General features: G+C 63.3%; 12 protein-coding genes. 2 read left to right on the top strand and 10 right to left on the bottom strand.

The window, feature by feature from the left end:
* Positions 1-85 precede the first annotated feature (85 nt).
* The 6 genes from Q1A07_RS16920 to Q1A07_RS16895 form a co-directional block, all read right to left on the bottom strand.
* Positions 86-2,326, bottom strand: coding sequence for a molybdopterin cofactor-binding domain-containing protein (locus Q1A07_RS16920; protein WP_299783203.1), 2,241 nt, complete (start codon positions 2,324-2,326; stop codon positions 86-88).
* A 103-nt stretch (positions 2,327-2,429) separates the two neighbouring features.
* Positions 2,430-3,479 (bottom strand): lipocalin-like domain-containing protein, encoded by a 1,050-nt coding sequence (locus Q1A07_RS16915; protein ID WP_299783202.1) that lies wholly within the window; start codon positions 3,477-3,479, stop codon positions 2,430-2,432.
* A complete protein-coding gene (locus Q1A07_RS16910) occupies positions 3,469-5,850 on the bottom strand; it encodes an ABC transporter permease (RefSeq protein WP_299783201.1) in 2,382 nt (793 codons plus the stop codon). Before Q1A07_RS16910 ends, Q1A07_RS16915 begins: the two co-directional genes overlap by 11 nt.
* Positions 5,847-6,524, bottom strand: coding sequence for an ABC transporter ATP-binding protein (locus Q1A07_RS16905; protein ID WP_299783559.1), 678 nt, complete (start codon positions 6,522-6,524; stop codon positions 5,847-5,849). Before Q1A07_RS16905 ends, Q1A07_RS16910 begins: the two co-directional genes overlap by 4 nt.
* 119 nt (positions 6,525-6,643) lie before the next feature.
* Positions 6,644-7,618: a 2-dehydropantoate 2-reductase gene (locus Q1A07_RS16900; RefSeq protein ID WP_299783200.1), complete on the bottom strand. Its 975-nt coding sequence runs from the start codon at positions 7,616-7,618 to the stop codon at positions 6,644-6,646.
* Between the two features lie 69 nt (positions 7,619-7,687).
* Positions 7,688-9,217, bottom strand: coding sequence for an acyl--CoA ligase (locus tag Q1A07_RS16895; protein WP_366944113.1), 1,530 nt, complete (start codon positions 9,215-9,217; stop codon positions 7,688-7,690).
* Between the two features lie 222 nt (positions 9,218-9,439).
* On the opposite strand from Q1A07_RS16895, the gene Q1A07_RS16890 reads away from it, so the two are divergent.
* Complete coding sequence (locus Q1A07_RS16890; RefSeq protein WP_299783198.1) at positions 9,440-10,126, top strand: fumarylacetoacetate hydrolase family protein; 687 nt, start codon at positions 9,440-9,442, stop codon at positions 10,124-10,126.
* Positions 10,127-10,206: 80 nt separating this feature from the next.
* Positions 10,207-10,968 (top strand): sulfite exporter TauE/SafE family protein, encoded by a 762-nt coding sequence (locus Q1A07_RS16885; RefSeq protein WP_299783197.1) that lies wholly within the window; start codon positions 10,207-10,209, stop codon positions 10,966-10,968.
* Here Q1A07_RS16885 and Q1A07_RS16880 read toward each other — a convergent pair.
* The 4 genes from Q1A07_RS16880 to Q1A07_RS16865 form a co-directional block, all read right to left on the bottom strand.
* The gene (locus tag Q1A07_RS16880) at positions 10,952-11,938 is read right to left on the bottom strand and encodes an NAD(P)-binding protein (RefSeq protein ID WP_299783196.1); all 987 of its coding nucleotides are present in this window, start codon (positions 11,936-11,938) and stop codon (positions 10,952-10,954) included. The two genes, Q1A07_RS16885 and Q1A07_RS16880, sit on opposite strands and share 17 nt — an antisense overlap.
* Before the next feature lie 189 nt (positions 11,939-12,127).
* A complete protein-coding gene (locus Q1A07_RS16875) occupies positions 12,128-12,724 on the bottom strand; it encodes a GNAT family N-acetyltransferase (protein ID WP_299783195.1) in 597 nt (198 codons plus the stop codon).
* An 80-nt stretch (positions 12,725-12,804) separates the two neighbouring features.
* Complete coding sequence (locus Q1A07_RS16870; protein ID WP_299783194.1) at positions 12,805-13,374, bottom strand: hypothetical protein; 570 nt, start codon at positions 13,372-13,374, stop codon at positions 12,805-12,807.
* Between the two features lie 125 nt (positions 13,375-13,499).
* Complete coding sequence (locus Q1A07_RS16865) at positions 13,500-14,438, bottom strand: homocysteine S-methyltransferase family protein (protein ID WP_299783193.1); 939 nt, start codon at positions 14,436-14,438, stop codon at positions 13,500-13,502.
* Between the last annotated feature and the right edge of the window lie 77 nt (positions 14,439-14,515).

Here is a 14,515-nt window from a genome sequence, read left to right as displayed (position 1 = left end):
AATCAGGCCGCGCGGTGCCCCCGCGACAGCATTGTCCCCGTGAGATACCATTTATCCACCGTGCTGCAACAGCACGCGTGTTGTCTCAGATAAAGTCAACGTGCCGATTGAAGGGCATCTCCCGCAACCGCTGACCGGTCGCCGCAAAGACCGCATTGGCCAGAGCGGGGGCTGCGGGGGGCACCGGCGGTTCTCCGATACCGCGAATTCTGTCTGCGTTTTCAACGCCTCGCACCAGGACTTCCGGGGTTTGATAAAACCGCATCCCCTCTGCCGCGTGGTAATTCGATTGTTCCGCCTGACCGTCGGCATAGGTGATCTCCGAATTGATCGCATGGCCAAGGGCCCAGATCACGCCGCCCTGAACGAGGTTTTCGAAATTCACCGGATCGATCACGCGGCCCACATCGGCGGCGACGCAAACGCGATCAATGCGGATGCCGTCAGGCGTTTGCGTCACCTCGACCACCTCAGCCACCGGCACGCCGAAGGAATTGACAAGGGCAACACCCCTGCCCCGCCCGTCACCCATGGGGCTGCCCCAATCAGACATTTCCGCCACCGCTTCGAGCACGCCGCGCGCAACAGGGTCATTGACCAGCCGCAACCGCTCTTCCATCGGATCGGCACCGGCGGCGTGGATAAGCTCGTCCAGGGCGCTTTCGGCAAAAAACCCAGCCGTGGAGGCCCCGACCGAGCGCCATGAGCTGGTGGATGCCAATTCAGGTACAGCATAGGCCGCCACGCGGAAATGCGGAATCGCATATGGCAGGTTCCACGCGCCCGCGGCGATCTGCGTATCCGGGCCCGGCGCCGGCACACCAATGCGCCCCATCTGGCTGCGCACGGCCGAGGGTGTTGCAATCTCCAGATCAAGCGCCGTCACCTGACCGCCTTCGACCTGCCCGCGCGCCCGCGCCATGCCGATCTGGCGTGGGTAGTCCTGCGCGAAATCCTCTTCGCGGCTGAACATCAGCTTGACCGGCGTGCCTTTGAGCTGCATCGCCACTTCGGTTGCGCGGTCGATGTTATCAAACTCCAGTCTGTGGCCAAAACTGCCCCCGGCGAACTGGTTATGAAACAGGACCTGATCGGGGTGCAACCCGGTCTTCTCGGCCACCCGCTTCTGCACAAAGCGCGGCATCTGATGCGCCGCCCAGACCTCAGCCTGGTCGTCGGTGACGCGCACAACGGCGCTCAGCGGTTCCAGCGGCTGATGCGCGACATAGGGCGCGCGGTATTCCACCTCGATATCGCTGTATTCCGCCGTCGCGGTGCTGGCATCGCCATCGTCGCGCCAGACCCGATCCAGCGTGTCAGGCGAGAATGCGGCGGCCACCGCAGCCCAGTGATCCGCTTGCTCGGCGGGATAGGGCGCTGGTCCCCAATCATAGTCAATCGCATCCAGTGCCTGCAGCGCATACCATGTGTTTTCGGCAATCACGGCAACGCCACCGGTGGCGGGCACAACCTTTTGCACACCGCGCAGGGTCAGGGCTTGCGCCGCCTCAAAGCCGTTAAGCGCACCGCCCTTGTGCGGGTTGCACCGGACGGCGGCAAACACCATGCCCTCCATCTGCAGATCTATCCCATAGCGCTGCTGCCCCGTGGATTTCGCCACGATATCAAGACGCTGCATCGGCTTTCCCAGCATCCGCCAGGCCTCTGGCGTGCGCAAAGCCACGTCCGATACAGGCTCCAGCGTGGCTGCCGTCGCGGCAAGTGTTGTGTAAGGGATTTCCTGCCCGTCCGGCAGGATCACATGGGCGTCTTGAGTTGTCAGCAGGGCCACGTCGTGGCCGGTTTCGGCTGCAGCAGCCGCCTTCAGGGTTTCGCGCGCAACGGCCCCGGCGATGCGCAGTTTTTCGTAGCTGTCGGGCACCGAGGTCGAGCCGCCGGTCACCTGCACCCCGGCGACCTTGATCGCAGCACCCATCACACCGCGCATGGTTTCAGCCGCAAACCCGGTATCCGTCGACATGAAGGGCACGGCCTCATCCGCCATGGCGGTATTGTAGTAGGCGGGATCGGGACGTGCCTGTTCCAGGGTGAATTGCCCGAACGCGATGTCCATCTCCTCGGCGATCAAAGCCGCCTGCATCGACGCGGCCCCCTGCCCCAGATCGACATGCGATACGATCAGCGTGATTCCATCGGGCGTCACACGGATAAAGGGGTTAAAGCTGACTTCATCCGGGCCCAGTCCCTTGGCCAGCGGGTTGGCATGCGGCACCAGCACCTTGTAGCTGCCAAAGGCCACGCCGCCCGCAACTGCGACAGCACCGATCATCAGGCCGCGACGCGTGACTGTTCCCGAGCGGCTCATGCGCATCCTTTCCGTAGAGTTCCTGCGAATTCTACAACCCGTGCGCGGCCCCGCAAAGCATTTACGCCATGGAATGAGGTCTGACCAAACGTCAGGCGGCCGCCTAATAGCCCGTCATCTCCAGATAGCCGCGCCCTCTATGACTGCCCGAGATCACCACCGGCCCCTCCCAATAGGGAATGGAGGTCGCCATCCAGGCTTGCGGGTTGATTGCCTCAACGGTCACATCCACGCCTTTCTCCGGCAGCACGGCACGCCAGCGGGTGGGGATGTCACGCCCGGCCACATCGCTCTGCCCAAGCGGTTCGGCGAAAAATGCGCCATCGGGGAAGGCCGTAGTACGCCCGTCCGGCTCGATCCAAGTGGCGGCTGTGTAGTCCGGTCCGGCGCTGTCGCGCAGGGTGAACCCCATCAAGCGCGTGCCCCCTTCGAAGGCCATGGAAAACCAGTCCCAGCTGACCTGCGAGGCACCCAGAGGCTGTGACGCCCATTCCCGGTCCAGCCACGCCTGCCCGGTGACCTCAACTGGCCCCTCCGGCAGGGTCAGGATGCCCGTGATCTCAAAGAAGGGCTGCGAGTAATAATAACTCGCCCGTCCCGAGCCGGATTTCTGTGAATAGCCGTCTTCGCCATGAAAGATCAGCGGACCTTTGGCGCTCAGCTGCATGTCATAGGCGAAATCATCCCCCGCCGCGACAAGGCGCATCTGCTGCATATCGGCCCCGGTCATGTGCCATTCGTCGATCCACGCCTCGAAGGGATCGGCAATCACCCCCGCCTGCCCGATCCCGCCGCGCGCGCGCCGTTCCGCTACGAAATGCGCCGTGGGCGTAGTGACCGCCGCGTGGCCCAACCAGAGCTGCGGGCTGTCCCACCCTGCCCGCTCTTCCGGTGCCATCGCGCTGCGGAACAGCGTCCATTGCAGCCCGTAGGCCGTGCCCTCGGCGTCTTGCAAATTGGCGGTCAGATACCACCATTCGATCCGGTAAGCGGGATGCGCGCCGTGGTCTTTGGGGAATTGAAAGACGTATCCGCGTTCGGGCGTGGCGAAGCCTTCGGCGTCGCTGCCAAGGCCTGCAAAGCTTTGCGCGGCCACTACTGTGGGCAAGGCCAGCGCCATGAAGGCGCATAGGAGGAAAGACCTAACGTTCATTGCTGAACACCCTGAGCAATTGATCGGGCGGTGTCCGCGCAAGACGAAAGGCGGGCCAGAGTGCGGCCAGAAAAGCGGCCAGCAGCGTCAGCGCCCCCAGTTTCAGGTAATCCAGCGGGAAGAGGAACATGGGCAGACGCCAGCCAAAGGCCTCGACATTGACCACGGCAAGCAGCACCCAGGCGAGCGCCAGCCCCAGCGGCACCGCCAGCACCCCGGTCACAACCGCCAGGCAAAGCGCCCGCGCCAGCTCAAGCGTGGCGAGGTGGCGGCGGGTCAGCCCCAGCGCCCAGACCGGCGCCAGTTGGGGTAACCGCAGGCTCGCCAGCGTCAGCAACCCGATGAGCAGCGCCAGCCCGGCCACCGAGAGCGTCAGCACATTCAGCGCCGCGGTGACGGAGAAAGTGCGTTCAAAGACCGCCAGCGAGAAGGCCTTGAGCTCTGATTGGTTGATCAACGCGTCTTCGGTAAGGTCGAACCGCGCCTCCAGCCGCTCGGACAGGCGGGCGGCATCCTCTGTGCGCAGGCCAAAGCGCAGCGCCTGCACCTCGGGATACCGCTGGGCAAAGAGCGCATCCGAGATCACCACCTGTCCGGCGGAATTGCCATAGTCACCATAGACGCCCAGCACCCTGTCGCCGGTTTCCAGCATGTCCCCAGGCGCAAGATCGTTACGGCGCGCCAGTTGTTCATTGATCAACGCACCCTCGCCCCGCGCCACCCGGTCCCAGATATCTGGCACCGCCGCCAGCAAAGGCCAGTTTTCGCGATAGGTGACATGGTCGCGAATGCCGTAAATCTCTGCCGGTAAGCCGCCGATGCGCAGGTCCTGCCAGATGATCGGCAATACGGTGGCACCTTCGGATTGCGCAAAAGCGGTCAGTTCCTGCGCCTCCTCGAAGGTCTGCGCCGTCAGATAGAGTTCCGAGGCCAGCCGTTGATCGAGATAGCCTGTGAAGGTCAGCCGGAAGCTCGACACCATGGTCGATACGCCGATGTTTGCGGCCATCGCGAGCAGCAGCGCCATCAGCGCCATGGAGAGGCCGGGCAATTGCTGGCGACTGTCGGCCCAGAACCATTCCGCCAGCACGGAGCGATGCAGGCGCCCCGCCAGCAGCAGCGCCGAAGACAGCAGCAACGGCAGGCAAAAAGCCGCCCCGATCAACAGACAGGCCAGCAATGCGAACCCGGCAAAAAGACCCTGCCCGCCCCAGGCGATCACAGCCCCAAGGGCAAAAAGCCCAAGGGCGACAGCCGCCATCCAGCGCGCCGCGCCCGCGGCGTGCATGCTCATCGCGCGCGGGTGGTTGAAAGATAACAGAGGCAGCCGCGCCAGTTTGATCAGGGCGGCGGTGGCGGCAATGGCCGTGCCCGCCAGCGCCATCCCAAGACCGGAAAGCCACCACGCCGGGCGCAGCTGCAGCTGGCCCGTGATATCCGCGCCGTAAAGGCCGCGTAGCGTCGCCGCCACATCCGGCAGCAGGGCCGCTGCGATCAAGTAGCCCAGGGTCACACCGATGCCCCCGGCAATCAGCGCAAAGACGCCCAATTCGACCGCCAGCAACCCCATCAGGGTCCGCAGCGGCAGGCCAAGCGCCCGAAGGGTCCGAAACACGCCGCGCCGCTGTTCAAAGGCCAGCCCCACCGCGCCATAGACGATGAAAATCCCAACGGCAAAGGACAGCAGGCCAAAAGCGGTGAGGTTGAGATGAAAGCTTTCGGTCAGGCGCGCCACATCGTTCTGGGTGCCCGGCGCTGTCATCACATAGCGCGGCGGTAAGGCGGGTAGACCCAAGGGCTGCGTGGGCGCGACAATCAACCGGGTGATCTCATCGCGGGTTTCCAACAGGCGTTCTGCCGTGGCGATGTCGGTCACGGCGGTGCCGGGGGGCCGCGATGCGTCGGGCCGAACGGTGACCGCACGCCCATCAAAAAGCGGCCCATCATCGGGATGGACAAAGACCACATCACCCTCGGCAAAGAGCCCATCGTCGGGATCGGCGGGTTGCACGAGCGTGTCGCCGGCGGCGGCCTGCGGCAGGGTCAGCGGCTCAATCCCCGTGAGGCGGATCGTCTGGTCATCAAACGCCAGCCGCCCCTCCAGCACCGGGCTCACCTGCCAGCCCATGCGGCGCAGCTCGACATACTCGGAGACCTGCAAGGGTGCGCCATCCGCCCGGCGTATTTGCTGTAGCCCCCCGCCGGACAGCACATCCGCAGCACTATCATAGCTCGCGCGCGCCTCGGCGTTGATGGCCTGCACGCCGGACCACAGGGCCGTCGCCAAGGCCAGACCGGCAATCAGGGTGGCAAATTGCCAGGGGTTGCGCCGCCAATGGGACAGCAGCGCCGAAAGACCCAATCGGATCACGACACATGCCTCGCGGGCGACGCTGCATGCACCTTGCCGTGGGACAGGGTCAAGCGGCGCTGCATGCGGGCGGCCTGACGCGGGGAATGGGTGACCATCAACAGCGCCGTGCCCGCTTCGGCAGCAGTCTCCAGCATCAGTTTGAGCACCGCATCCGCCGTCGTTTCATCCAGATTTCCGGTGGGTTCATCCGCCAGCAGCAACCGGGGGCGCGCGGCCAGGGCGCGGGCGATCGCGACCCGCTGCTGTTGTCCACCCGATAGGGCCTCCGGATATTTCTGCAAATGCGCATCCAAACCGATGACCTGCGCCAGATGCGCCGCCCATTCCGCATCGTGCCGGTCGGCCAGACGTGCGTGAAAGGCGATGTTACTCTCGACTGTCAGGCTGGGGATCAGGTTGAACTGCTGGAAGATCAACCCCACGACCCGGCGCCGCATCTGCGCCGACTGGGCATCGGAATAGCCGGTGATATCCGCGCCATCCACCTCGATCCGACCGCCGCTGACCCGGTCCAGCCCGGCCACAAGATGCAAGAGCGTGCTTTTGCCACTGCCCGATTCCCCTTCGAGGGCGAGGGTCTCTCCCGCTGCCATGTCGAAGGAGACATCTTTCAGGACGGCTTCGCCGCCCTCAGCGTATCGTTTTGCCAGATTGGCGATCTTCAATACCATCATGCGTCCCGCGAAACTCTCCCCCCATCAGATGGCGCAAACAACGGGATGCGCAAGGTCAGAAACCCGCTGCGGCGTTAGGGCGCAATGCGCGCCCTGTCTCAAAACCGCAGGGGATGTCAGTAAAGGCCCGCCGTCCGGCCCCGCAATTGGATCAGCGCCAGCACCGTATCAATGGTGGGGGTCGGTACTCTCGTGATCTGTCCCAGCTCCTGAACGGATTTGACCAGCGCGTCGATCTCCATCGGGCGGCCCGCGTCCAGATCCTGCAGCATCGAGGTCCGGTGCGCACCAACCGCCGCGCCGCCATCAATCCGCCGCTCCACGTCGATGGGGAATTTCACGCCCAACGCTTCCCCGATCTGCTGCGCCTCGATCATCATACCGCGCGCCACGGCCCGCGTGCCGGGATCCGTGCAGAGCACATCCAGCGTGGCATGGGTCAACGCCGAGATCGGGTTGAACGACAGGTTGCCCCAGAGCTTGACCCAAATCTCATCGCGCAACCGGGGCCGCACCGGTGCTTTCAGCCCCGCTGCCATCAGCGCCTTGGAGAGCGCTTGCGCCCGGTCGGATTTCGACCCATCCGGCTCTCCCAGCGAAAAGCGATTGCCCTCACTGTGGCGAACCGTGCCCGGCGCGCTGACCTCCGCCGCCGGATAGACCACGCAGCCCAGCACCCTGTCCGGACCAAAGCCGTTCCACTGCGCATCTCCGGGATCGACGCTCTGCACCCGCGTGCCTTCCAGCGGTCCGCCGATCTTGTGGAAATACCACCAGGGCACGCCATTCACACCGCTGACAATCGTCGTGTGATCGGCAATCAGCGGCTGCATCATGGGCACAACGGCGGGCACGGAATGCGCCTTGAGCGTGACGATCACATAGTCCTGCGGCCCCAGCGTGTTTGCATCGTCACTGGCGGTGACCGGCACCGTAGTTTCCTGCCCGTCCTCAATCAGCGTCAGACCGTTCTGCTGCATTGCGGCAAGATGCGGGCCCCGCGCCACCAGGCTGACATCCGCCCCGGCCTGCGCCAGCTTGACCCCCATGTAACCGCCAATCGCCCCGGCCCCAAAGATGCATATTTTCATTGAAACATCTCTTTTTCTATTCTGTAGCAGCGCGTTGCGCAGAAAACTTCATGCTTGAAAAGGAACATCTCAGGCCCCCTCCACCAGCCCGAGCTTCTCTGCCAGACCGATCCGCTGCATCTTGCCGGTGGCCCCTTTCGGAATCTCTTCCATCACGATCACGCGACGTGGCACTTTGAAATCGGCAATACGGGTGGCGGCAAAATCGCGGATATCCTGCGCGCTGGCCTTCTGCCCCTCGCGCAGCACCACGGCAGCGGCAACCTCCTCCCCCAGCTTGGGATGCGGCAAGGCGAAGGTCACCACCTGCGCCACCGCCGGGTGATCCATCAGAACGCCGTCCACCTCCAGCGGGCTGATCTTTTCACCACCCCGGTTGATGATCTCTTTCAGCCGCCCGGTCAGGTGCAGATACCCCTCCGCATCAAAAGCACCCTGATCGCCGGTGCGGAACCAGCGATGCCCCTCAGCCTCGAAAAAGCTTTTGGCATTGGCCTCCGGGTTGCTCTCATAGCCGGGCGTGACATTGGGGCCGGAAATCACCACCTCGCCGGTCCCCTCCATGAGGTGATCCTCGGCCTCATGGGCAATCCGCACCATCGGCCCTGCGGCCACGCCAACCGAGCCGGACTTCTGCCGACCCGCGCCCAGCGGGTTCGACGCCATCTGGTGGGCCGCCTCTGTCATGCCGTAGCCTTCGATCACCGGTGCACCGAATGTCTCTTCCAGCGCGCGCATGACCTGTGCAGGCAGTGACGCGGACGAAGAGCGCAGAAAGCGCAACCGGCCCTGCGCAATCACCTCGGCGTTGCGCGGGGCGCGGGTCAGGATCGCCTGATGCATCGTGGGCACCGCTGTGTACCATGTGGGTTCCGCATCCTTCATCCAGCCAAAGAACCGCAGAGCGTCAAACCCCGGCGCGCACCAGATCGACGCCCCGGCAGCCAGCGAGGCCGTCACCGCAGCAATCAGCCCGTGAATATGGAAAAGCGGCATTACGTTCAGGCACCGATCCGCAGGAGAAAGGTCCAGCGAGGCCCCCACGTGATGCGCCGAGGCCGCGACATTCGCCTGGCTCAAGGGCACGATCTTGGGCCGTGAAGTGGTGCCGGAGGTATGCAGGATCAGCGCCACATCCTCCGCGTCCGGTTCCCGCGTGTCTGCCGCCCCGGACGCCTCCGACTGCAGCGAGAAATAGCCCGCCGCCGCCCCCTCAGGGACGCAGAGCCGAACAATGGACATCCCCGCCTTGGTCGCGGCTGCCACGGCCGGCCCCTCCTCGTCTTCGGCAACTACAAGCGCCTTGGCATTCAGGTCCGAGAGGTAGAAGTCATATTCTTCTTCGCGGTAGGCCGGGTTCAGCGGCGCAGTAGTGGCGACCTGTGCAATCGTAACAAAGGCGGCGGCCATTTCGGGCCCGTTCGGCAACACTATGGCCACCCGGTCCTCAACCCCGATGCCCATCGCATGCAGGGCGTCAGCAACCTCTTGCGACAGCTCCCGCAATCCGCCGTAGGTCATCCACGGCCTGCCCGGCGCGCCAAAGGCCAAGGCCTCCGCCGGATGATCGCGCAGCATTGATTTCATCGTTGAATGCATCGTGCCGTCCTTATTGTCATGCCCCGACTGCGCGGGACCTATGTCGGGACCAACCGCTGGAAATCTCATATCGTTTCCGTCCCAGTACCCGTCTTATAGGCCGCGGCGGGCGCGGGCAAAACCCTTCGTCTGTGCCTCTTTCACCCGCGCTCAAGAGAGTGGTTTCGCCCGGCTTCAATTGCGGTATGGTCAGACAACCGGATCAGAAGCGGTGGAGAAAGAATGCCTGACTATGTCATAGATGCCCCAAAAATCATCGCCTTGCCGGTTGCGGGCAGCAGCGCGCTGTACCCCGTGCGCCGGGTCTATTGCATCGGTCGGAACTACGCCGCCCATGCCATCGAAATGGGCCATGACCCTGACCGCGAGGCACCGTTCTTCTTTCAAAAGAACCCCGACAATCTTGACCCCAGCGGGGAGTTTCCCTACCCGGCGCAATCCTCTGACGTGCATCACGAAGCGGAACTGGCGGTGATGCTGCAGTCGGGCGGCACGGAAATCCCCGTCTCCGAGGCGCTGAACCACATCTTTGGCTACGCCCTGGCGCTGGACATGACGCGCCGGGACCGCCAGGGCGAGATGAAGAAGGCCGGGCGCCCGTGGGAAATCGGCAAGGCGTTTGAACGCTCCGCACCCATTGGTCCGGTGCATCCCGTCGCGGACGTCGGACACCCCGATCACGGTGCGATCACCCTGCGGGTAAATGGCGCGCTGCGACAGGAAGGTGATCTGAACCAACTGATCTGGAAGGTGCCGGAAATGATCTCCTACCTGTCTGACTATTTCGAATTGGCGGCAGGCGACGTCATCCTGTCGGGCACCCCTGCCGGCGTAGGGCCTGTTCAGAAAGACGATGACATGGAACTCGCGATTGAGGGCCTGGGACAGATGAATGTAAAAGTTGTTTAATATATCAATGTATTGCAAGAAATACCTCATGTTTTATCAACGATCTACCACAGCGCGCCGGTCAGCGACCGTACCCCAGAATGCTCGCTGATCTGATGCACGCCGGTCTCGGCTGGCCCATTGCAACGGCTACCATCGCGGTCAGTTTTTTCAGCTCCCTGATCACGGCGGCCTTTGGGATCGGCGGTGGTGCTGTCATGCTGGCGGTTCTGGCCACACTGCTGCCTGTGCCCGCCATTATCCCAGTGCATGGGCTTGTCCAACTTGGATCAAATGCGGGCCGTACGATCTTGTTTTTCAGGCATATTCACCGAAGCGCCCTGATCTCCTTTCTCATCGGTGCCGTGATCGGCATTGCGCTGGCAAGCAGCGTTGTCGTGCAGCTCGATGCCGGTATCTTGCAGATCACGGTCGGGGCCTTCATCCTGTGGACCGTTTTCCTGCCGATCCCGGCATTGATGCAGCGTTCGTCCGCTGTCACCGGTGCCTTTTCGAGCTTTCTGACCATGTTTGTCGGCGGCACAGGCCCGTTTGTCGCGGCCTTCGTGAAAACGCTGGACCTCGACCGGGTCGCTCATGTCGGCACCCATGCGGCGATGATGACCGCGCAACATCTGCTGAAAACCATCGCTTTTGGCCTGCTGGGCTTTGCCTTCACGCAATGGGCGGGCTTTATCGCCCTGCTGATTCTCGCCGGGTTCTTAGGCACGATTGTCGGGCGCTCGGTTCTCATGCGCATTGACGAGGCCCGTTTCAAACGCATCCTGAACGTGATCCTGACCCTGCTGGCTTTGCGGCTGATCTATGCCGGGGGCGCAGCACTGCTCATCCCGACAGGCTGAGCTCCAGCGCGTCTGCGAGGGCGGAGGCGCTGTCAAATGCTGCCTCGACCTTGCCTGCGCCGCACCAGTCTCCTGCAGCGGCGAGTCGGTTGTCACGATCAATCAGGTAAGGTGCGCCTGAGGCCGCAGCCACACTGGCATAGCGCCAGCGGTGCAGGCTGATGTAAGCGGCGGTCGATGCCGCAAGTCCGGTGACCGCCTCGACCGCAGAAATCAGCTCTGCGCGGACAGTGTCCTGATCTCGTTCCAGATTGGTGTCTGCCCAGCGGTTACTGGTCTGTGCCACGATGCAGTACTGGGCGGGACGCCCGGGTTTCGAGGTATTCACGGCAATCCAGGCCAGCGGATCTTGCCCCACCCACGCGGCATCCCAGTCCAGCACCTGCGGCGTGTCAAACCCCAGCATCAGGCTATAACACCCTTGCATCACCGCGGCTTCAAGTGAGGGGTGACCGGCGAACGCGGGCGGCATCAGGCGGGCGGTCTGCGAGGATGGTGCCGTGCTGATCACCCAATCGAACCAGCCCAGATCGGTCTCTTCCGCGTCCAGCACCTGCCACTGATCGCCGGACCGGACCAGCCGGTCCACTTGAACGGCGCGGTGCACAGTCAGCTCGGCCGCCATGGCTTTTGCCAGGCCTGTCATGCCGGGCATCGCAACATAGCGCGGCGCGGTCCAGCGCGGCGGCACCTCTGCACTGGCCAGCTGTGCAAGGCGTGGCGCCCACATCTGCACTGTGCCGTTTTCCAGATAAGGGCGCAGAAAGGCCTCGAAATCCGCACTGCGTGCGGTGAAATATTGCGCCCCGTGGTCGAACGCGAACCCATCCTTCCGACGGGTGGACATGCGACCGCCCAGCCCGCGTGACTTCTCAAAGACTGTTACCTGCATCACAGGCGTCAACCGCTGTGCAAGACGCAAGCCACTGAGGCCCGCGCCGATGATCGCAACACTGGGTTTTCCGCTCATATCGATCCCTGGTATTCTTGGTTGCTCATTCACTTAGCGCGGCTTTCCGCAAACGCCATCGGTTTTGAAACGCACGCGAAATGTCTTGCCCGGGCACAGGCAGAACGAACCGTTTTCACCCTGATCCCAGACGGGCGAACGGCAGGCCGGGATGTCTTGACCCGTCCTGCCGCCCGGTGGGTGGCGGGCCTAGCGAAGTTTCTTGATCATCAGCACCCAGAACCCTTCAGGATCATCCGGCCCAGGCTGGGCAAAGGCGGCACGGCTCACCTCTGCATAGCCCAGATGTTCGTAGAGTTTCATGGCCGGATTTACCGCGTCAACAATGATGCTCATCCGGCTGTGCCCCTGCTTCTTCGCGCGCGTCTCTACCCCCGCCATGAGGGCAGATGCCGCCCCCAGCCCGCGCGCGTTCGGATAGGTGGCGAGGATGTTCACGTACCAGCTTGGCGCCGCCTGCTCTTCCAGCTCGATCAGGGGGTGGAATATCTCGGGCACGCCGGACGTATCCACGGGCCCGCTCTGTTCGATGGCGTAGGAGATGATGGCCGAGATGACCGCGCCTGACCGCACGGCCACATCCGCATTGCGGTAGGAAAATCCACCCGTGGTTTGCCGGGCGCGGCGGCGGCCAACGTCCAACGCCGTCTCATCCCCCTCCCGCAGGTCTTCCCAGGTGATTTCAGAGAGGCCCTTGCTGGCCAGAACGGCGAAATTGGCCAGATGATCCGCGTCATCCGGCTGGGCTGCGCGAAAGGCCAGACCTTCAGTGTGATGCATTGTCATGAAGTGTTCCTTTTGAAAGAGTGCCATGCCCCACCACGCGCCCACAAAAACGCGCGACAGGGACGGCAAATGTTGAAAAATCAGTCTTCGAAAAACCGGTATTGGGCGGCGTAATCATCCTCGGGAATGACAAGGCGCGTCTGCACCCCCATATGCGTGTTGAAGCCCAGAAGCGTTTGCTCCATCACTTCACCCGCACCGTCAAAGGCACCGGTGGCGGCGGTGATGGGACGGGTATTTGCAACGCCAACATCTGCAAGTTCGGTGCCCTGCGTGATGATTACATCGCCGGAGGTGAACTGCAGGATCTGGCGGCTGACAAGCCAGACGCCCGTCGTGGCATCGCCCCCCTCGCCCACGAACCAGCCGTCACAGGTCCATGTGCCCAGGACAAGCTCGGGGAAGGCCGGGCTGCCATCCGCGAGGACCCCGTCCATTCCGTCTTTCAGCGTGCCCGCAGGATAGATGTAGCCCTGGGTCACAAAAGGGTTGCCATGGGCGGGCATGCCGCTTTCGTGCACCGGTGCGGGGGCAAAGGCGAACCGGGTGTGATCCTCCGCCACATCGAAACGGGTGATCGGCTCTGCCGCCATCGCAGCCAATGGCGTTGCCAGGGCCAACACCGCACCCAGAAAAACAGATTTCATCATCGTCTTATCCAATCGTTAAACAAAAATGAGAGGGTGCAGCGGGGGAAATGCACCCCGCTGCCCGATATCTCCGGCGAGGTCCTCTCAATCCCGCGCCGGTGTCCGTGCAATACCAGTGATGTGGCTCAGGCGACCTGCGGCGCATGCACCGCGTGGCAAATGCTGCTCACGTGGCGCAAGTCGGTCCCGCAGCAGCCGCCAAAGACGTTCAACCGCGGCAGATAGCGCCGCAGATCGGCATAAAGGCTGCCCAATTCCTGCGGATCGCCGTCGTCCAGCTCCTCGCAGGCGTCAAGCTCGGCGTGCGACATGCGCGACGCATTGGCCCGCAGCCCGCAAATCCGGTCGGTCCAGCTCCCGTCCCCCAGTACATCGCGGAAGTGATCCGGATGCGCACAGTTGATCATATAGTAGGCAGGGCGCACCTCGCTTTGCGCGTCCGTCTCGGCAATGGCCTCGGACAGATGTTGCCCGGTGGGCAGCTTGCCATCCGTCTCGACCGTAAAGCTGACGACGCAGGGAATGCCCGCCTTGGCCGCTGCATTCGCCACGCCGATGGCCTCCGGTGTATTGGTCATGGTAATGGCAGACACCAGATCGGCCCCGCTGCGGCTCAGCGCATCCACCTGGAACTGATGGTAGGCGCGCGCCTCCACGACCGACATCACGGTTGCCGGATCGTAACCGTCTCCGCGCGGCCCGACGACACCGTTGATCAGCACATCCGCATTTTCCGCCCGCTGTGCGCGCAGCGCTGCCGCAAAGGATACCGCCTGCGCATTGATTTCTTCCAGCGCCACAAGATCGTGGCCCATGCGCGCCGCCCAGTCAGGGTTGGCCCGCCAGGTGCAGGTGTCGAGCACGAAGCCGGTGCCCTGTTTGGCCGCCAGATCCAGAAAGCCGGTGAAATACTCGGTCATCGCCGTGCTGCCCTTGGCGTCATTCAACAGCGCGAAGGATGCAAAATACGGCAGATCGAACCCTTGCTGAAAGAGCAGCCAGGTCTCAAGCCCGGCATCCGTCAAAAAGGGACGGGTGTTTTCATGGGGCAATTGCTTAGTCATCGTAATCTCCAAAAATCATAAACGAACGCGCCCTTCTCCTGCCCCACCGTGTGAGTGAGCGTGGTAGTGAGCGTTTA

This window comes from uncultured Roseobacter sp. (assembly GCF_947492555.1).
In the GTDB taxonomy this organism is placed as follows: domain Bacteria; phylum Pseudomonadota; class Alphaproteobacteria; order Rhodobacterales; family Rhodobacteraceae; genus Roseobacter.
The sequence above is the reverse complement of the archived record's forward strand: the minus strand, read 5'-3'. Positions and strand labels throughout refer to the sequence as shown.